Origin of the sequence: Aeromicrobium sp. UC242_57 (genome assembly GCF_044452305.1) — a bacterium.
In the GTDB taxonomy this organism is placed as follows: domain Bacteria; phylum Actinomycetota; class Actinomycetes; order Propionibacteriales; family Nocardioidaceae; genus Aeromicrobium.
Map to the genome: position 1 here is coordinate 1,086,011 of NZ_JBIOAM010000005.1, position 18,466 is coordinate 1,104,476.

16 protein-coding genes, 1 tRNA gene and 2 pseudogenes are annotated in these 18,466 nt (G+C 63.5%); 11 read left to right on the forward strand and 8 right to left on the reverse strand.

Annotated elements, in window-relative coordinates; translation table 11 throughout:
* Positions 1-3 precede the first annotated feature (3 nt).
* On the forward strand, positions 4-1,785 hold the full coding sequence (locus tag ACHMWU_RS28410) for an Ig-like domain-containing protein (protein WP_396048835.1): 1,782 nt from the start codon (positions 4-6) through the stop codon (positions 1,783-1,785).
* Between the two features lie 91 nt (positions 1,786-1,876).
* Here ACHMWU_RS28410 and ACHMWU_RS28415 read toward each other — a convergent pair whose 3' ends face one another.
* Together ACHMWU_RS28415 and ACHMWU_RS28420 are read right to left on the reverse strand one after the other, a co-directional pair.
* Positions 1,877-2,551 carry a response regulator transcription factor gene (locus ACHMWU_RS28415; protein ID WP_396048836.1) on the reverse strand — a complete coding sequence of 225 codons (675 nt, stop codon included), beginning with the start codon at positions 2,549-2,551 and terminating at the stop codon, positions 1,877-1,879.
* Between the two features lie 5 nt (positions 2,552-2,556).
* On the reverse strand, positions 2,557-4,446 hold the full coding sequence (locus ACHMWU_RS28420) for an AAA family ATPase (protein WP_396048837.1): 1,890 nt from the start codon (positions 4,444-4,446) through the stop codon (positions 2,557-2,559).
* Between the two features lie 260 nt (positions 4,447-4,706).
* Between ACHMWU_RS28420 and ACHMWU_RS28425 the strand changes: the two genes are divergently transcribed.
* Entirely contained in the window at positions 4,707-4,847 is a 141-nt protein-coding gene (locus ACHMWU_RS28425; protein WP_396048838.1) for a hypothetical protein, read from the forward strand.
* Between the two features lie 55 nt (positions 4,848-4,902).
* A complete protein-coding gene (locus tag ACHMWU_RS28430) occupies positions 4,903-5,088 on the forward strand; it encodes a hypothetical protein (protein ID WP_396048839.1) in 186 nt (61 codons plus the stop codon).
* Here ACHMWU_RS28430 and ACHMWU_RS28435 read toward each other — a convergent pair.
* Positions 5,081-5,347 (reverse strand): hypothetical protein, encoded by a 267-nt coding sequence (locus ACHMWU_RS28435; RefSeq protein WP_396048840.1) that lies wholly within the window; start codon positions 5,345-5,347, stop codon positions 5,081-5,083. The two genes, ACHMWU_RS28430 and ACHMWU_RS28435, sit on opposite strands and share 8 nt — an antisense overlap.
* Before the next feature lie 974 nt (positions 5,348-6,321).
* Here ACHMWU_RS28435 and ACHMWU_RS28440 point away from each other — a divergent pair.
* Both ACHMWU_RS28440 and ACHMWU_RS28445 read left to right on the forward strand, forming a co-directional pair.
* Positions 6,322-7,980 (forward strand): DNRLRE domain-containing protein, encoded by a 1,659-nt coding sequence (locus tag ACHMWU_RS28440; protein WP_396048841.1) that lies wholly within the window; start codon positions 6,322-6,324, stop codon positions 7,978-7,980.
* A gap of 1,335 nt (positions 7,981-9,315) precedes the next feature.
* The gene (locus tag ACHMWU_RS28445) at positions 9,316-9,597 is read left to right on the forward strand and encodes a helix-turn-helix domain-containing protein (protein ID WP_396048842.1); all 282 of its coding nucleotides are present in this window, start codon (positions 9,316-9,318) and stop codon (positions 9,595-9,597) included.
* Between the two features lie 424 nt (positions 9,598-10,021).
* Here the strand turns inward: ACHMWU_RS28445 and ACHMWU_RS28450 are convergent, their stop codons facing one another.
* Both ACHMWU_RS28450 and ACHMWU_RS28455 read right to left on the reverse strand, forming a co-directional pair.
* On the reverse strand, positions 10,022-10,252 hold the full coding sequence (locus tag ACHMWU_RS28450) for a hypothetical protein (RefSeq protein WP_396048843.1): 231 nt from the start codon (positions 10,250-10,252) through the stop codon (positions 10,022-10,024).
* A 12-nt stretch (positions 10,253-10,264) separates the two neighbouring features.
* Positions 10,265-11,368, reverse strand: a pseudogene (locus ACHMWU_RS28455) (M23 family metallopeptidase); the annotation flags it as partial.
* 243 nt (positions 11,369-11,611) lie between these two features.
* Between ACHMWU_RS28455 and ACHMWU_RS28460 the strand changes: the two are divergent.
* The 3 genes from ACHMWU_RS28460 to ACHMWU_RS28470 all read left to right on the forward strand — a co-directional run bounded on the left by ACHMWU_RS28460 (position 11,612) and on the right by ACHMWU_RS28470 (position 13,554).
* Entirely contained in the window at positions 11,612-12,532 is a 921-nt protein-coding gene (locus ACHMWU_RS28460; protein ID WP_396048844.1) for a hypothetical protein, read from the forward strand.
* A gap of 259 nt (positions 12,533-12,791) precedes the next feature.
* A complete protein-coding gene (locus ACHMWU_RS28465; RefSeq protein WP_396048845.1) occupies positions 12,792-13,214 on the forward strand; it encodes an Hsp20/alpha crystallin family protein in 423 nt (140 codons plus the stop codon).
* 133 nt (positions 13,215-13,347) lie between these two features.
* Positions 13,348-13,554, forward strand: a complete 207-nt coding sequence (locus tag ACHMWU_RS28470) for a hypothetical protein (protein ID WP_396048846.1) — start codon at positions 13,348-13,350, stop codon at positions 13,552-13,554.
* 150 nt (positions 13,555-13,704) lie between these two features.
* On the opposite strand, the gene ACHMWU_RS28475 is transcribed toward ACHMWU_RS28470, so the two are convergent.
* Positions 13,705-13,977 carry a hypothetical protein gene (locus ACHMWU_RS28475; RefSeq protein WP_396048847.1) on the reverse strand — a complete coding sequence of 91 codons (273 nt, stop codon included), beginning with the start codon at positions 13,975-13,977 and terminating at the stop codon, positions 13,705-13,707.
* A 1,045-nt stretch (positions 13,978-15,022) separates the two neighbouring features.
* Here ACHMWU_RS28475 and ACHMWU_RS28480 point away from each other — a divergent pair.
* Positions 15,023-15,466: a hypothetical protein gene (locus ACHMWU_RS28480; protein ID WP_396048848.1), complete on the forward strand. Its 444-nt coding sequence runs from the start codon at positions 15,023-15,025 to the stop codon at positions 15,464-15,466.
* A gap of 513 nt (positions 15,467-15,979) precedes the next feature.
* Here ACHMWU_RS28480 and ACHMWU_RS28485 read toward each other — a convergent pair.
* Both ACHMWU_RS28485 and ACHMWU_RS28490 read right to left on the reverse strand, forming a co-directional pair.
* Positions 15,980-16,050 (reverse strand) — tRNA-Gly (locus ACHMWU_RS28485).
* 226 nt (positions 16,051-16,276) lie between these two features.
* A complete protein-coding gene (locus ACHMWU_RS28490; protein WP_396048849.1) occupies positions 16,277-16,804 on the reverse strand; it encodes a GNAT family N-acetyltransferase in 528 nt (175 codons plus the stop codon).
* A 31-nt stretch (positions 16,805-16,835) separates the two neighbouring features.
* On the opposite strand from ACHMWU_RS28490, the pseudogene dcd reads away from it, so the two are divergent.
* Together dcd and ACHMWU_RS28500 are read left to right on the forward strand one after the other, a co-directional pair.
* Positions 16,836-17,410, forward strand: a pseudogene (gene dcd, locus ACHMWU_RS28495) (dCTP deaminase).
* 147 nt (positions 17,411-17,557) lie between these two features.
* Entirely contained in the window at positions 17,558-18,466 is a 909-nt protein-coding gene (locus tag ACHMWU_RS28500; protein ID WP_396048851.1) for a pseudouridine-5'-phosphate glycosidase, read from the forward strand.

Genomic DNA, 18,466 nt, shown 5'->3' on the forward strand with positions numbered 1-18,466 from the left:
ACGTTGATCGCCGGACCGGCCGACGTGCCGAACCTCGGTGACGCGGTCGACCTCGGTGTGACGGTCTCGCCTGTGGCGCCGGCCAAGGGCGTTCCTTCAGGACAGGTGCGCTTCTTCCAGGGCGGTGTCGCGATTCCTGGCGGCGTCGTCACGCTCGACGGTGCAGGCCAGGCCGTGCTGACCACGACCAAGCTGAAGGTCGGAACGGCTGACATCACGGCCCAGTACCTCGGCGACACCGAGTTCAACCCGTCGGACGACACCACCAGCCTGGTCGACTTCGTCGTCAACGCCGGCGACGTGTCGATCACCTTGTCGGCCGAGCACGACACCGTGATCTCGGGCGAGAAGTCGAAGTTCGCGGTCAAGGTCGCCTCGCTCACGGGTAGCACGACCAAGCCGACCGGCAACGTCCAGCTGTACGTGGACGACCAGCCGCTAGGCGTCTCCCAGGCGATCAACCCCAACACGGGTGTCACGACATTCGTCCTGGAGGTGCCGGTCACCAACCCGAACGGGCACCATCACATCCGGGCCGTCTACGAAGGCGACAGCAACTACAACGAGGCGATCAGCAGCTGGATCGATCACGTCGTCAACTTCGGAGATGCCAAGATCAAGCCGACCAGCGACGTCAACCCCTCGCTCGTCGGCAACGACGTGACGTTCAGCATCGACGTCGATGGACTCCTGCCGACCAAGCCGTACGAGCCCACGGGCGATGTGCAGCTCTACGTCAACGGCACGCCGTTCAACGCGCCGATCGCGATCGACACCGACGGCAAGGCCACGGTCACCACCGATGTCCTGCCGGTCGGAACGATCGACGTCGGTGCCGAGTACCTCGGTGATGACCGGTACAAGCCGGTGTTCAGCAACGTCCTGGACCAGGTCGTCAACAAGCAGACCGCCACGGTGACGCTGACCCCGAGCAGCGACCAGCTGCAGTACGGGCAGCCGCTGACGTTGACCGCCAAAGTCACGTCGGCCGACCCTGACGGCAAGGCCACCGGCCACGTCCAGTTCTACGATCACGGCAGCCCGGTGGGCTCGCAGGTCCTGATCGACGACAACGGCAACGCCACGGTCACCTCGACCAAGGTCGCCAAGGGTGTGCACCAGTTCAGCGCCAAGTACCTCGGCGACGACAACAACGTCGAGGGCGTCTCGCCGACCGTGGTCGTCACGGTCAACGAGAACACGCTGAAGTTCCGTCTGGTCACCGACAAGATCCCGGCCTTCCAGGGCGAGGACATCCTGCTGCACGCGAAGCTGCAGGCCGATGCAGGCAGCAAGGGCAAGATCGCGGGCAGCGTCCAGTTCTACAACAATGGCAGGAAGGTCGGCGCTCCGGTGCCGGTCAACAGCCAGGGCTGGGGATCGGTCGTGGTCCGCAAGCTGAAGCCTGGCACGCACCGGTTCACGGCGCGGTTCATCCCGTCGTCGGCATCGTCGTTCGAGTCGACCACCAGCGCGGGCATCATCCAGCGTGTGCTGAAGGGCAAGCCGAACGCCAAGGTGAAGATGTCGGTCAGGCGTACCGGCGAGACGACCGGCAAGCTGCGGGTCAAGGTGCGTCAGAGCAAGGGTGGAGCGGCTCTCGGTCGCGTCCAGGTCTACGTCGACGGCCGCCCGGTCAGCTTGCTGAGCCTGCCGAGCAACGGTGGCGTCCGCGAGTTCACGCTCACGGGCCTGGCGGACCGGAGCGTCTTCGTCACGGCGAGCTACCGAGGCAACGGAAAGCTGCGTCAGGCAAGCAAGACGCTGAAGCTCCGTCAGTACTGAGAGACACCTTCACCCCAGGTCCGGCGGGCTCACCTCGCCGGACCTGGGGTGACGTCTGTCCGGGCCAGCTCGGTGGGCGTGCCGTCGGATGTCAGGCGGTGTGCTTGCGCAAGGCGTCGGCGAGCTGGCTGCGCCGGTTGACGCCGAGCTTGGCGAAGACCCGCGAGACGTGGGCCTCGACGGTGCGGGTCGACAGGTGCAGTCGTTCGGCGATGGCCGGGCTGCTCAGGCCCGCAGCGACCAAGGCGGCGACTTCAGACTCCCGTCGCGACAACGCCGACGGCGATGACGACTGTCGTGGCACCCAGTGCCCCAGCTGCCCGAGCTGGGCAGCAGCGGCCTGTTCCAATGCGGGGTCTTCGTCGATGATCGCGCGGATGTGCGCGGCCAGCGGGCCGGCGATGGGTGCATCGACGAGAGCCTGCCGCTCGGCCACCCTGGCTGCGGTGCCGTGAGGAGCGCGGACCAGCTTCGGATCGGCGATCGCGACCAGGTCGTGTCCCCACAGCTCGACGAAGTGGTAGCCGTGCTCAGCCGCCCAGGTCGTCAGCTCCACCGCGGCCTCGGTGGCCTTGGGGTCGCGCAGCATCAACAACGTGCGGGCCATCTGGCCGCGCATGTCGGCCTCGAGTCCTCTGCTGGCCCGCCACGGGGTGCGTTCGACCCGCAGCATCAGCTCGCGGGCGCGATCGTCGTCACCGACCTGCGCTGCGGTCACCGACTCGCAGGCCATGGCCCACGCCTTCAGGCCGAACGGGTCGCGCACGTCGCTCAGCTGACGGGCGATGCGGAACTGCTCGTCGGCCTCGCGCCAGCGGCCGTCGGCAGCGAGCAGCCGGGCCGAGCACGCGTAGGTCCCCGCCGGATCGAAGTGACCCAGTCGTTGATCGACAGCGGGTCGGGCGCACAGGCGCGAGCGCTTTCCAGACGCCCGCTCACGAGGTGAATCATGAGCGCCGCGAACCGCAGATTGGCTCCGGCGCGCATCGAGGTCGGATCTTCGGGAATCGTCACGGTGTCGTAGTGGGCCGCGAGCGCCATGGCTTCTGTGGTCCGGCCAGCCCACGTCAGGGCGACCATGACCGGTGGAGCGGCATCCAGCTCGCCGTCGGCTCGTCGACCAGATCGTCCACGACCTTCAGCGGGGTGACGAGATCTCCTGCCCAGCTGCGGCTGACCATCTGGGCCAGCGTGGCGTCGGACGTGCTCGGTCCGCTCCCCGTTCTCGACCAGCGGACGGAAGAAGCGGTCGATGGTCTCCAATGCGGCGGCTGGATCGTCGAGGCCGAACTGCTGGATGTCGGCGCGCAGCTCGTGAAGCTTCAAGATCGCGTCGGCCACCCTCTCGTCAACCGTCAACGGCGTCGCACGCAACAGACGGAGTGCGGCGTCGGCGTCGCGGAGGGCTTCTATCGGGAGGTCGCTGTAGTACAGCTCGCGTGAGCGGATCGTCAACGCGTCGACCGCCGTCTGGGTGTCGACACTGCGCTCGAAGGCGGCAGTTGCGGCTTCGAGCGCAAAGTCGGACTGGCCGAGGGAGCTGGCCGCGCGAGCCGCGCGCACCAGATCGGTTGCGGCGATCTCCAGGCCACACTCCAGGGTCCAGGCGGTCCAGCGCAGGAACCCGCTGAGTGTGTGATGCGGTGCCGGCGGGGTCTCGCGGTAGATCTTGGCGTACCACTCGTGACGGGCTGGCGGGCTGATCGTGCTGCGGACGCACTCGGAGTAGATCGGGTGGGAGAGCCGCAGCGACGGGTCGGTCAGCTGGCCCTGGTCGGGGACCTCCTCGACCCGCACCAAGCCGGCGTCGACCAGCTGATCGAGGGTCGCCGTGTCGATCAGGGGCCGGGCCAGGGCAGAGCTGACTGGCTCCGCCAGTGCGATGAGCTCGACGGCTGCGCGCTCTCGATCCGACAGTCGCTCCAGCTCGGCCGTGACCAGGTCGATGATCCGGTCAGCTGTCTTGGGGCGACCCTCGCGGATCCAGATGCCGTGACGCTGGACGATCGAGCCGTCGGCCGTCCCGGCGCGGACCAGCTCGCGGACGTACATCGGATTGCCCTCGCTCGAACGGAACAGCTCTCTGACCAGCGCGCTGTCGACCGGGCCCCCGAGCGCCGCCCAGACAGCTTCTCCCACCTCGTCGGCGGTGAAGAGCGGCACGTCGACCCGACCCAGCAGATCGTCTCGCCAGAGGCGTACGAGCGCATCTGCCTGGGTGTGGCCTGAGCGGATCGCGCACAACAGGTGGACGCCGCCGAGCCGGCACAGATGTGCCAGGACCTCGGCGCTCGAAACATCCAGGAGGTGTGCGTCGTCGACCAGGAGCGCAACGTGCTTGCTGCTCGCCTCGCTGGTGAGTCGTGAGTGCACCAGCTCGGCGATACGTCGAGGCGGTCGTTGATCTTCGGCGTCGACCTCAGACAGCAAGCCGTCGATCGCGCTGAGCGGTATCGCCGACTCGACGTGCGATCCGGTCACGGAGTACCAGACGTAACGGTCTGGAGCTTCGCGGTCGAGAGTCTCTCGAATGTCGCTGGCCAGCTGGCTCTTGCCGACCCCGGCCTCGCCGTACAGGATGGCGCCGCGAAGATGCGTGAACGACTCTGTGGCAGCACTGAGCAGCTGGGGGCGATTGATGGATGGCCAGGGGGACGACATGTGAACTCCAAGTACTGGCAGACCTCCCGGCGACAAGCTCTCTCCTCCACGAACACATCGCGAGCTGTCGGTGACGCTACCGGTCCATCTGCAGATGACCCTCCCTTGCAGGCTAGGCGAGTCAATTGTTTTTCGTTGCAGATTCCGCAGATTTTCAATAGGTCACAATCTGTCTTGTCAAGTGTAGGGGCCATGCCAAGTTTGGCCGCTACCCCGGACGGGTACCTCGAAGAGACGATCACCACACCACTGGAGGCATCATGAGCGAGACCCCTATGGAACCGGACCCGACGCTCGAGCCCGTCGATCCGGATGCGCCGAAGACCACGGTGCCCGGCGGCATCGAAGAGGATCCTGACGACAACGACATCGCGCCGCCCGATCCGACCGAGGACGTCTGAAGAGAAGACACGGCCTGACGGTCTGTCTCTTAGGATGATTCGCATGGAGAGACTGATGCGAGCGAATCAGATCGTCGTCGCCGTCGTCGTGGTGCTGGCCGTCAACCTCGTGCTCGACCTCGTCTTCGACGTTCCGGCATACGTACGGTGGGGCACCGCGTTCGTTGCGCTCCTGCTGGTCGAGGTTGCGCGGGTTCGGTATCTCGATCGCCGGTCGGCCGCGGAGCCGCAATCTAGCTGAGGGCTGATGAGCCTTCGGCCGCGCACTTGTCGCGCAGTGCGGAGAGTGAGTCTCGGATTCCCGCTCTAGCGGTCAGGTAATCGTCAGGCCCCGCGACGGGGTTGTTCTCCACGTCGACGGACTGCCGGGCCGCCACCAGCACATCGCTCAGCAGCTGGGTGTCATCAGGGTTGACGCCCGCCGTGAGCTCTTCGACCGCGACGGCGAATGCTTCGTAGTCCTCGGCCGACGGCAGCGCTCCGTTGATGTGTTCCTGCACGGACGTGTCGACGGATTCACACGCTGCCGGCCAATCCACCGACTTCAGGGCCGCCGTAGTTGCTTCCGGGGCCGGCTCATCACTTCCGCCACACGCGGCCAAGACGACAAGTGCTCCTGCTGCCAAACCCGTACCCAGTCGAATCACCCCCGAACCCTAGTGGAGCCGGGGGTCACCCTGGCCAGGCGCGGGACGTGAGTTAGGCCGCGAGAGTTCCGCGGGTGCGCGACACGGGTGGGCCCACTCGATCCCCGACCTCGGCGCCTCGCTCCGCTCGGAGTTGATGACGGGAATCGAAGCCTCGTAATACTGCGCTTGCAGGGAACTCTGAGCGTAGGTGGATAGGCCTGGAAGGATCTGAAACGACGAGAAAGGAGGGTCTCAAAGCCGATTCCGTGTACATGTACACGGAGCAATTGAGTTTATCCAGCTGGTGACGGTGGCGGTACTGCAGCGCCGCAAGGCTACGACTGCCCGTCGGACTACCCGATCAAAGGCAACGCCTCGAGCATGATCTACCACGTACCGAGCGGTCAGTATTACGACGTGGCGAAGCCGGAAGAGTGCTTTGCCACGGAGTCGGCTGCGGTGGCTGCGGGCTAGCGAAAATCCAAGCGGTAATTGGAGTCGACTGGAAGCCCAGCCGTAGCAACCTGGCGACGAATGCGCGACGCAAGCTTCAGGCCCCGCTCTCGAGTCAGCCGGCGCACACGTAGTTGGCGTGGCGGTCGAGGTCGGGGAGACCCGGTGACCTACAACTCGTTTCTGTGATTCTGCTGAAGAATAGAGACGGGTGCGTCATGATTAGTTTTCGCCTGTCGAATGCGACGGGCGTTCACTTTTGCTCTGGGAGACTTTCGGTGAGTTTGAATCGCCATTTACGGCGCGCAACGTGTATGGCTTCAGCATTGGTCTTGGGGGTGTCGTTGATGACGCTTTCGACATCGAGTGTCAGCGTCGGATCGACCGATCCAGTGACCGTCGCGGTGTCCGATTCGGACGACGACGGCACTCTTGACGCTGGTACGACCAAGGCGGCTGTGGCTGCCGCAGTCGACCAGGGCGAGCGAGTTGAGGATCTTTCCCAACGCACCGAATCGGTCTCGGTATATGCCAACCCAGACAGAACCTTCACCCAGCGCGATTTCGGCGGAACCGCTCGGATCAAGCAGTCGGGCGAGTGGGTCCCGGTCGACTACACGCTGGTCAAGCAGGCTGACGGAACCTATGCGCCGAAGGCATCTGACCTGGACATCACGGTCGATGGCGGTTCGGCGAAGGAAGCGGCCAGAGTCACCCGCCCGGACGGAACCTCCTTGGCGTTCACTTGGCCGACGAACCTGCCTGAACCGACGGTCGACGGCGGTGTCGCCACCTACGAGATCTCTGACTCCACAGACCTACTGGTTACTGTCACCGGCTCCGGTGTCACTGCCCGGATCCGCCTGAATGAACAGCCGGATGAAGATGATCCGGTCTTCCGCCTAGGGCTGCGCGCAGACGGAGTGGACGTCGATCAGACATCTGCCGGTGGTCTGAAGATCACCGACGAGAACGGCAAGACCGTCGGATCAACGACCCAGCTGTCAGCCTGGGATGCGGTCAAAGACGCGGCCGGGGACCCCGCGAACATGGTCGACCTGGACGCCGAGCTCGACACCACCGCTACGGACGGCGATCTCACCCAGCACACGCTGGACCTAACCACCCCGACCGGCTACCTGACCGACTCCGGCACCCAGTACCCAGTCATCATCGACCCCGACATCACCATGGAAAAGACCCGCGACACCTGGGTCCGCAACGGTGACACGGCGAAGGGGTCGGACTACCGGCTGATCGTTGGCAAGGTTGACCCGGCGATCAGCCCGGGAAACTCCAACCCGGCTAGGTCGTACCTGAAGTTCTTCAACAACCTCGTTGACAGCAACGTCAACACCGAGATCATCTCGGCGGAGCTGGGTTTGTGGCAGTACTACGGGTACACCTGCAACAACCGCACCATGAACATCAACCCGGTCACCATTGGTTGGAAAGACACGATTACCTGGTCGACACGCCCCGGCTCTCAGACCTCAGGTAGCACCAGCATTGTTGCTAACCGTGGTGCAAGTGGCTGTGCAGACGGGTGGACCAAGGTCAACCTGACCAACATGGCCAAAGCCTGGAACAACGGCACCATCAACATGGAAGGCATCGCCCTGGTTGCTGGCGACGAAACCATTCACTCAGCAGAACGCCGCTTCTGCTCCATGAACCCTGACAGCTCCTCGACCTGCACAGCCGCACGACGGCCCTACCTCGACGTCACTTACGAGATTGAGCCGGGTCTCCCCGCAATGACAGCGTATGGAATCGACGAATACGAGCTCGAGGACATGCAGGCTGCGGCAGTTGACGAGGGCATCACGCTTGCCTCTGCAATCGCTAAGTATGGCTGGCAGAACGGTTTTGCTCAAACTGCAAGTCAAGTAAGCCAATCTTATCCTGAGTATTTCTCGCGAGCCGAAGTGGAAGAAGGCGGAAGCCAGGGCGCAGTCATTCACATGACGACCTCCACTCCTGCAAGCATCCAACTCCAAGTTGATGGTCTGACGTCCGGCGTTTCCGTACCGGTCAGACACGGTCGCTGACGCGGTTTACACCGAGGGCCAGACCGCAAAACTCGTATCGGATGCGCATGATGCGGTAATCGCTGCATCAGGAACAGAGGATGTGTCGACATACTACGACGATGAAGCTGGACTTATCAGAGCCGATGTTGGGGGCGGGCAAGGGCTGAATCAAGTCTTGAACTCCAGGTCTCGAATGCGCTGCAACTTTCTTTGCCCCCACTTGCCGTTCCGGGCGTTCAAGTCACCGTGCATGAGTCAACTGTCACGGAGGACGAGGCAACGCTTCGTGGCGGTGCGAAGATCACCAACGGTGTCAGCTACTGCACATCGGGCTGGCCCGTAAAGGTGGCGGGCCAAGAAAGTACGGACTGGTTACGGCACGTCACTGCGACAACGATCTCTCAATATATGCAGGAGTTAGCGGATCGCTGAAGAACTCAAGCATCTACTTGCCTACCGACGACGGTGATATGCAGTATCACGAGAGGGACAACGCAAAGGTCGGCAAGAGCTTCTACTACACAGCGTCCAAGGTTCGCTCAATCAAGGCCTACCGTAAGCCGGTTATCAATCAGCGCCTGTGCCTGTTTGGGCGCACTTCGTTAGGAAAGCGCGACAACGGCAAAACTACGTGCAGTACTGTGAGCCGTCTAAACACGGCGCGAGGCAAGTGGAAGCACCTGGTGTCTATGACCAGTAAGGTGTCGGAGGGTGGGACAGCGGCGGTCCTTGGTATTCCGGAGGCTACGCCTACGGTGTCCACTCGGGTTGGCATACGAGGATTCTCAAGAAACGAAGCCAGTTCACCCCGCTGTGGCACAACCTGGGCGTCATGGGACTAGAACTCCGCACGGCGGGATAGGGTCGAGGAGATGATTCGAAAGTTTCTGGTTGTCGTGGTCCTCCTAATTGGAGCAGCCGGCGCGTGGCGGATACTTGCCTCAGACGAAGGCTCCACGTCCCGCACTCCCTCCGGCGTGGTCCTCTTCGCCGGTGGAGTGAAGGAGTCGGACGAGGTAGGGCTGGAAGGAAAACTTGGTTCGCGATCAGGCTGCGTCGGCGTCGCGTCTCTAGATGGCACCCATTTCACAGTCGTCGCGTTTCCGGGAACGGCGAGGCTGGTCAGCGAAAGCCCGCTCCAATTGAGGCATTCTGGCCAGACATATGAGATTGGAGACCCGATCGACACGGGGGGTAGTTTTGTCAAGTGGGGCGCGAAGAGCCTCCCGGCCGACGTACCGAAAGAGTGTCGAACCCATAAGATCTTTGTGGCCGATGGCAACTAGGTCCCTATGACATCGACGCCCCGACCTCGAGTGAGGTCGGGGCGTTCGTGTTGGTGCTCAGCTTTATATGATCGTCAAGTCATGGGTGTACATTGACGGTACGGAAGAGATCGCAGTCGCTGCCGGGCTACTCGAAGCCCGGACCAAGCGCCTTGACCCGCTCGAACGAATCCGCGCACTCGACGAGGCCATCGAACAGGTTGGGATCCTGCGCGTCCAGGTGGGCGACCTGCGAGCCCAAGCCGTCCGCGACTACGCGTCCGAAGTTGGGCCAACTGCTGCCGCACGCGAGCTTGGCATCAGCCGCAATCGCATCTACCAACTCATCAAGGAAGCGGACCAGGAGTGACGCGGTCATGACGTTTCTAGAAACAGCGATCTGACCCGCGCCTGGTGCAAGGGTGGCCACCATGTGCAACGACTGCCCAGGAGACCGGTGGATCATCCCGCCGATCCTGCCGGACGACGGAAGCTACTGGACCGTGGTCGACGGCTGAAGCCTGGGGATGATCATCGCGGTCTTCTCGACCGACGGTGAGATCCTCACGACGGAAGCGAACTCGTTCCTGTGACGTAACGACGAAAAGCCCCTCACCATCCGAAGATGACGAGGGGCTTGGTCGTGCCGTCAGAAATACGGCGCGCGTGGTGATGCTACCGCCGTGACCTGGCCACGGCCTCCATGCTGCGCCATGACACGAAGACGGCGCCGGCGACGACGCCAGACCATGCGACCAGGACCACGCAGGCCGTGCGCCAGGACGGGATCATGGTCAGTCGCCAGCTGCGTCGACGTACTCGCCGGGGATGCCCTTGGCAATGATCATCAGCGCGGACGTGAGGGCACCTACGACACCAAGGCCGACACCGAGGAGTCCGTCGCCGGTGGTGGGAATCGCGATCGCCGTGATCGGGATGACAGATGACGGGGTCTGCGTCGCGGTGCGGACGACCCCGTGCTTTGCGGCGAGCTTGGTCGTGGTGGGAATGACTGACTGGGACATGGTGCCCCTTCTCTAGATCTTGCCGATGGTGTACGGGATGGGCAGGTGGTCGCTGAGCTCGTCCTCGACGAACGTCAGCGATGTCGAGGCGCCGATGACGGGCCGGTTCTTGTGGACACGGACCTTGTCGGGCACGTAGGCCGATGTCGAGGTCTCGGCGACGCCGTCCCAGCCACAGTTCGACAAGTACTTCGCGTTGCCGTAGACGACGTTGGAGCGCGATCGCAGGTCGGTGTAGGTCGTGCCCCAAGCGTTGTTGGTGCCGGTCTTGGCGTTCTCGTCGTTGGAGAAGATCACCCGGTGGGCGGGGACCCCGTTGGCCTTGGCAAATGCCAGGGTGACGTCGCGGGTCTCCTTGACCTGTGCCTTGCGGGTCTTGTCGTAGGCGGCGCCGTCGCGGAACTCGAAGTGCCCCGCCTCGACGACTAGCGGCCCGGCGCCGGGGACGGTGACGACGGCCATGACGATCTGCTTGTCGTCCTTGGCCGGTCCACGATCGGACAGGGTGTGGATCTTGGTCTTGCCGACCTTGACGGCCTTCTTGACCGCGATCATGCGCTGGTTGTCCGCGACGGCGACTTTGGCCCCGGCCTTGTCGAGCGCGGCCCCGAACGTCCGACCCTGCGCGCCCTCCGTCTCGGCCTCGACGAGCTGCATGATGTTGCGGTCGTAGTGCTTGAGCGCCCGGATGATGCCGAGAACGCGCCTGTCCCATGACGCCTTGCCGTGCTCCTTGTCGGATGCGGCGAGGTTCCAGAACAGACCGTCGGTGTACTTGGCGATCGGCTTGGACGGGGCAGGCTTGCCGGCGTTGATCATCGGCGCCGGGTCGATCTCGCGGTCGTACCGGTTCTGCGTCGACACCTGCGCGTGGCAGTGAGGGCCCGTGGAGTTGCCGGAGTACTTCTTGCCCCGGGCACCGCCGATCGTGCCGATCTTCTGGCCACCCTTGACGGTCTGGCCTACGCGCACGTTCTCGGTCTTGAGGTGCGCCAGGCACTGCCACCGCACGGCGCCCTTGAAGGTCGACCGGATGACGACGTGCTGGCCGAACGCGGGCCCCCAGCCGCCGTAGCCGGCGTGGGTGACGACGCCGTCCCACATGGCGTAGACGTTGCCGCCTTCTTTGCCGTTGGACTAGTCGCGGCCGCGGTGCTTCTTGCCGTTGCTGTAGCGGCGGCCGTACTGGAAGCTGACCTGTACGTTCTCGTTGACTGGGCGCATGGTGCCTCCTGGGCATGACGAAGGCCCCGCCAGTTGACGGGGCCTAACAATGGGATGGTCCGAATCGACCACACGGCCGGTGTGGAGCGACTAGGGTCAGGCGGTTGCGTACGTCGTATTCGAAGGAGATCGCCCGTGACCGATTGGTTCGAGTACCTGTCCGAGCGGGTGCAACGGAAACTGATCGAGCGGCCACTCGAAGACCGCAGGCTTGTTGTGGCTGATCTCAGAGCCATGGAGCACCTCGCCGGGGCGCTGCAACAGGTCGGGGCCTACGAAGACGAAGAGTCCGATGCGACTGGCCTGTCTGCGCGCCACCAGATCGAGAATCACCTCGATGAACTGTTCAGCGCACTAGGCCACGAAGGCTCGCAGGAACTACTGACCGTCGTCGAGTCGGGACTTCCGATGGCCCGTCGCGTCGTCGCCAGTCTTGACTTGACGATGGTTGACTTCAAGATGCTCGAGGACGATTTATCCGCACTCGAAGAGAGCCGCAACCGGGCATCCTCGCGGCTGTCCGCTATTCGGGCCGATGAGGCTGCCACTAGTGCAGAGGCGGCCGCGTCACGAGCACGTTCCTCTCAGGGCGCGATTGGCGATTTAGATCTTGCAAGCTACTTCAGTACTTACTCGAAGTCGGAACTGGGGTCGTCTGATCTGTTTCGCTACATGACATTCGTCTTGTCGTTTGCCGCGGTAGTAATCGCAGTCGCTGGGGCACGGTGGGCTGATGGTTCCAAACTCTCCGATTCACTCGTGACGCACGTGTTGGTCGTGGTGAGCATTGGCGGCTTCGCTGCCTACACAGGACGTCTAGCCGGTCAGCACCGGATGAAAGGCGACTGGGCCGCAGCCGTGGCGGTCCAGCTGCGCTCCTTGGAGAACTTCGTCGCGCCAGTCGATGAAGTAACAAGGGCGCAGATCTACTTGCACTTCTCTGCGAGGGTGCTCGGGCCTCCGCCGACGATCAAGGGAGAGTCCGAATCGCCAGGCCTTGTCGACCTCGCTGCGACAGACCTGCTGCGTCGACGAGCGGCCGATCCTGCAAACTAGCCGGCTGAGATTCGGTCGGCTGTCGGTGAGGGGTACCAGGTCTCGGGCTACTGCGTTGACGAGTCGCCTCGCTGACTCTGGGGTGAGGTGCAGTGCCGCGAGTTCGCCGTCGCGTCCGATGGTGGTGATGGTCTCCGGCGCCCTCAAATTCTTAAGAATTTTCTCAACGGATCGGCCTTGAGAACGGCCCGCACGATTGCCTATATATGTACTCAAGAAATGAGTCCACGGGCTCACAAAGTGAAAGGAGATTTCTGCCATGAACGCTATGTCCTTTGATCCTTTCGGCGGTCTCGATCGCCTCGCAACCAGCCTGATGCAGCAGAACGGCTCCCAAGCCGTCCCTGTTGACCTGCTCAGAGACGGTGACCGGTACCTCCTGAGTGCCGACCTGCCGGGAGTCGACCCGGGATCGGTTGACATCGATCTGGACGGCAACCTGCTGACTATCCGTGCCGAGAGGACCGCTGCCCTGCACGAGGGGGCTAAGTGGATTTCTCGTGAGCGACGCTCGGGAAGCTACTACCGGCAGTTCGTTCTTGGTGAGGGGATCGCAACCGAGGACATCTCGGCGACGTACAGCAACGGCGTGTTGTCGGTGATGATCCCGGTGAGCGAGAAGGCGAAGCCGCGCAAGATCCAGGTGGCAACGTCTGACGAGCAGGCAGCGCTCTCGGCGTAGTCGCCGGCGAACGGGGGCGGCTCGATACGCTCAGGCCGTCCTCGTTCGCTTGGTCATGCAAACGCGTCCAGGTCGATCGCCTGTTTCGCGGAAATAGTGGGCGCGTTGTCGTGGTGGTCGCTACGGTCGCGGGATGGCTGACTATCGAATCAATGTCGGATCCGAGACTATCGCTACTGGCGAGGCTGATGGACTCATCGAGGTGCTGGAATGGGCAACCGGCGTGCTCTCGAAGTACCAGAAGCGGCGTGAGTTTAAGATCGTCATTGAGCAACTCGTCGGTGATGACTGGGAGTCACGTGTCCGGATACACCCGTTGCACGAAGAACTCGATTCCTAGGAGCGGCTGACAGGGTCGCTAGGCTTTGTTCATGGCCACAACCCCTGCAGCATGCGAGCACCCTCGGTTCGAGCGTGGCTCTACCTAGGCTCCGATACAGGTGACAAGATCTGTACGTCGTGCAGAGAGGTCTTCACCCGTGGTGAGTGGCTAGAGATGGTTCAGGGGCCCAAGGCCTAGGCTGCGAACAGTCGGGCCTCGTAGTCGGCGTCGGACATGACCTCGGTTGCCCCAGGCACCAGTGATCGCCGAAGTGACCTGGTCGAGCACGTAGGACGTTGGTGCTCCGGTCATGCGGATGATCATGGCGGCGGGCTGCCCGTGGATGTCGTCGGGGAACCCGATGCCGACGATGACGAGGTCGGCCGGTGGGAGCGCGGCGAGCGGGTATTGGCCGTAGCGCAGGCAGTAGTGTGCGGGCACACCATTCACAGAAAGGAGATGCGCGTGCCGACTGGACCCCTTCACGAAAAAGCTGTCGACTTTGAGTCCGGCAAGGACGGCAAGGTGACCGAGGTGACGACCGAGCCATGTCGCTGCGCGATTGGCACCAACCACGACCCGTCTGGGCGCGAAATAGGATCATGGGAGGAAATGGACGCCTAGATTCGCGCCCCTGGGTGTCGTGGGGTCGACGGAGCGGATTGCGTCAGCCTTGCGGACGCCTCAGGCGGTTGCGAGGCAGGAACGCAGCGTCGATACCTTCTCGAAGTGTTTGCGCGAGGCGCTCGATGTCTGCGCATTCCTCCCAAGGCGGGCGCTCATCGAAAGTATCGGTCGGCCTAGTCGGGGCCCGGATGACCTCCGCAGCGTCGTGGGGCAAGAGTGACGCGAATGGGGCGGCAGCGACGCGAGCATCGTGCACACTCTCTATCGAGTGCCTGAATAGAGGGCGATCCAAATCGGAGATAAAGGCAGCGTGACAGTCGAGCGACCAGTCGTTGAGTCCTAGGTGATAGCGCTCCAGCGCAATCCGAGCCTGTCGTCGCCACTCGCGCCTCTCGCGCATATGGTTGTAGAGCCCGTTGGCGGCGATGGTGATGACGACGACTATCACGCTTATGGCGAGTTGGCCCCAGTTCATGCCCACAGCATGCCTTACCGGAATCCCCTTCGGAGGGGTAGTAGTCGCTGGTTTACGTCACCAATATCGCTACTGACCCCACATGTAAGTACTTAACGAAAACCTGGGAATGCTGGCCGACCTCTCCTAGATTCAGGTCATGAACTACGTGCAAATGGGCCAAGACGGCCGAGTCCTTGAGATCAATCGAATTGACACTGATGAGCAAGCAGCGTGTGAACGCGCCTACGAACTCGGGCGTCAACTGGGAGAACGGGACTGGGTACTCACCCTGGGCGACGTTCCGATCTGCACGCCGTCACGGCTCCCTGACGATGGATGGGACATGGTCTGAGATCAGCCGTAGTCGCCACGCGCGAGACTGACCGCCGCTAGTCTGCGGCGATGAATGACAGGCCAGTTCGACCTGGCGAGATCGGCTCGGAAATTAGGGTGCTGCTGGGCAGCCGTGAGGGCCGTGCCAACTTCGTCGGCAATCCGGAAGGCCCATTCTTCGCTTACGAAGGGGCAACCACAGAGCCTCCAAACGATGGGGACCCCATCGACACGCTGCTGACGATGATTGACCAGGCTCAAGCAGCGATCAACGCGGACCTGTTCTTCCCCGCGCTCGTCATCTGCTTGACCCTTCCCGACATTTGCGCCGCAGTCGGCTCTGAGAATGGCCGCGCCACCGGGCCGAAGACCATCGCCTGGCTTTGTGAACACGGGGGGGGACAGCCGGGAGGACGCTCAGCTGATCTATGGATTTCGGTGCTCGCTTCTGCATCAGGGCAGCGGGCTGCCGCACAAAGTCGACAGCACTCGCATCGCATTCGTCACGCCTGATCCCAAGCAGGCCGTCACACTGCACTGGCTGACGACGAAGAAGGACGACGACGAGGTCATCTTCTGGATCACAGCCAGCCTCTTCGTCGACGAGATCTGCGAGGTAGTAAAGAATTGGGTAGCGCGCCATGGGTCGACGTCGACAGTGACTCGCAACCTAGAACGATCGGCTCGACTTCGACCTGACGGCTGCGAGGGCATTTTCACGGTGGTCCCGTGATTGCGTGAGGCGTAGAGTGGGCCACCCGTAGTAGCTTGTCCTGATACTGAGGCGCCTGATGACTCGTTTCGCGGACTCCATGTACGCAGGCACCCGCACACCTAAGGCGTCGGATGGCGGCCCATACGAATGGTGCAGCGAAGATGTCAGCCCGTCCGGGGGTGTGCGAACGTTCAAATTCAGGCCTTCTGACCTGCGCAAACGTGGAGCCGATGACGGGGTCCCTCGCCGGCGGCTGCGCCGCGCTGGTGGGGCCCACTCGATCCCCGCCCCCGGCGCCTCGCTTCGCTCGGAGCCGATGACGGGAATCGAACCCGCGTATCTTGCTTGGGAAGCAAGCGCTCTGCCATTGAGCTACATCGGCGTGACGCCCGCAGGCGCCGTTGTCCAGCCTAACGGGCCAGGTCTGCCGCGTCATGCGGCCCGGCAACTGTGATCCTGTCGCCATGACTAAGCCCGTCCGCCCCGACATCGCCGTGATCGACGGATCGGGTCTCCACCTTGGACGTCTTCGCCGCGCACACGGACACGCTCAAGGAAGGGCTTGCCGACGTCATCTCTCGCCTTGGGATGACCGGGGATGTGCCTGCTTAGGTGCCCTGGCCGGTATCAGGCTCCCGTTCGCCCTGCCCTGACACGTCGAGGGTCATGAAGACGCTCCACGGGTCGAGGACGTAGTCGGCAAAGGGCTCACACTCCACGAATCCGTGCCTGGCGTACAGCCTTCGGGCCGGGATGAAGGGGTCGTTCGTGCCGGTCTCAAGGCTCACCCGGGAGTAGCCGAGCCGTCGTGCCTCGGCGAGCAGGCGTAGCAGCAGCTCGGCCCCGAGCCCCTGCCCGCGGAACTGGGTCGTGGTGCGCATCGACTTAATCTCGGCGTGGCTCGGATCAAGCTGTTTGAGCGCCCCGCACCCAGCCAGCTGATCGCCGGACCACAGGCTCCAGAACGTGATGCCCGGACCGGCCAGCTGCTCGACCGGCAGGGCGTGGACGCTCTCGGCCGGCGTGTGCGAGGCCATCTCGGCGAGATGCTCCTCGAGCAGGGCTCGCACCTGCAGCCCGGTGAGGTCGTCCCGGCGAAGCTCGAGGGTGTTCGAGGAGCGAATCGGCCTTTCCATGGGGCGACTTTACTGTGCGATAATTCCGACCGTGCTCCTCTCCGACCGCGACATCCTTGCCGAGATCGACGCAGGCCGCATTGCGCTCGATCCCTTCGACCCCGGCATGATCCAGCCGTCGAGCATCGACGTGCGGCTCGACAAGTTCTTCCGGGTCTTCGACAACCACAAGTACCCGCACATCGACCCGGCCGCAGATCAGTCCGACCTGACTCGCGAGATCGAGGTCGACGGAGACGATGCGTTCATCCTGCATCCGGGCGAGTTCGTGCTGGGCTCGACGTACGAGCCGTCACGCTGCCCGATGACATCGCAGCCCGGCTGGAAGGCAAGTCCTCCCTGGGACGGCTCGGCCTCATGACGCACTCGACCGCTGGATTCATCGACCCCGGCTTCTCCGGGCACGTGACGCTCGAGCTCGCGAACGTCGCGACGTTGCCGATCAAGCTGTACCCGGGCATGAAGATCGGTCAGGTCTGCTACTTCAAGCTCACGTCGCCGGCTGAGAACCCGTACGGCTCGGCGAAGTACGGTTCCCGGTACCAGGGTCAGCGCGGCCCGACGGCGTCCCGGTCGCACGCGAACTTCCACCGCACCGACATCTAGCCCGCCGGCGCGGTGCATCCGCAACCTCATCGGTCTGGTCTCCCCTTGAGCCGGTGGATCTGAGACCTCATTCGGCGAAATGAGGTTGATAAACCACCGCGTCGGCGGAATGAGGTTGCGGATCCACCGCCTCGCTAGGGTGGCGATGTGACGATTCCTCTGAGCATCTCGCCCGCCGTCCAGTCCGCCCTCGACGAAGGGTGGCCCGTTGTCGCACTCGAGTCGACGATCATCTCGCACGGTCTGCCCCGGCCCGACAACTTGGCCGCCGCTCGCCGGTTCGAGGCGTTGCTGACCGAGATGGGCGTCGTCCCCGCCACGATCGCAGTGCTCGACGGCCAGCTCAAGGCCGGACTCACCGACGACGAGCTCGTGCGGGTTGCCAACGAGGACATCCCCAAGCTGAGCGTCCGCGACCTCCCGATCGCGCTGGCACGTGGCGGCAGCGGCGCGACGACTGTCGCCGCAACCTCGTACATCGCCGACCTTGCCGGGATCCGGGTCTTCGCCACGGGCGGACTCGGCGGCGTGCACCGCGGAGCCAACGAGACCTTCGACGAGTCCGCCGACCTGACGGTCCTGTCGAAGGTGCCGATCACGGTCGTGTCGGCAGGCGTGAAGTCGATCCTCGACATCCCCGCGACGCTCGAACGGCTGGAGTCGCTCAGCGTCGTCGTGCTGGGCTACGGCACCGACAAGTTCCCGAGCTTCTGGTTGACCGACTCGGGCTACGAGCTCGACTGGTCGGTCCCGGACGCGAAGTCCGTCGCCGACGTCATGGTCTCGCGCGACGCGCTGGGTCAGGACGCCGCGATCCTGGTCGCGAACCCGCTGCCCGTCCAGGATCAGCTCGACCCGGCGGTGCACGACCGGGCGCTCACCGACGCCCTGCTCATGGCCGACGAGAAGGGCCTGTCGGGCAAGGACGTGACCCCGTTCCTGCTGCAGACGATCGTCGGCCTGACCGACGGCGACAGCCTCGCGGTCAACCTCAAGATCGCCGAGAACAACATCCGGGTCGCCGGCGAGATCGCCCTGTCCTGGTCGTCCCGATGA

Excerpts from the sequence above, each read along its gene's own strand:
- ACHMWU_RS28425 (WP_396048838.1), top strand. The coding sequence starts at position 4,707 with ATGAGCGAGACCCCTATGGAACCGGACCCGACGCTCGAGCCCGTCGAT.
- ACHMWU_RS28420 (WP_396048837.1), bottom strand. The coding sequence starts at position 4,446 with ATGTCGTCCCCCTGGCCATCCATCAATCGCCCCCAGCTGCTCAGTGCT.
- ACHMWU_RS28470 (WP_396048846.1), top strand. The coding sequence starts at position 13,348 with ATGGCTGACTATCGAATCAATGTCGGATCCGAGACTATCGCTACTGGC.
- ACHMWU_RS28490 (WP_396048849.1), bottom strand. The coding sequence starts at position 16,804 with ATGGAAAGGCCGATTCGCTCCTCGAACACCCTCGAGCTTCGCCGGGAC.
- ACHMWU_RS28450 (WP_396048843.1), bottom strand. The coding sequence starts at position 10,252 with ATGTCCCAGTCAGTCATTCCCACCACGACCAAGCTCGCCGCAAAGCAC.
- ACHMWU_RS28480 (WP_396048848.1), top strand. The coding sequence starts at position 15,023 with ATGAATGACAGGCCAGTTCGACCTGGCGAGATCGGCTCGGAAATTAGG.
- ACHMWU_RS28445 (WP_396048842.1), top strand. The coding sequence starts at position 9,316 with ATGATCGTCAAGTCATGGGTGTACATTGACGGTACGGAAGAGATCGCA.
- ACHMWU_RS28430 (WP_396048839.1), top strand. The coding sequence starts at position 4,903 with ATGCGAGCGAATCAGATCGTCGTCGCCGTCGTCGTGGTGCTGGCCGTC.
- ACHMWU_RS28465 (WP_396048845.1), top strand. The coding sequence starts at position 12,792 with ATGAACGCTATGTCCTTTGATCCTTTCGGCGGTCTCGATCGCCTCGCA.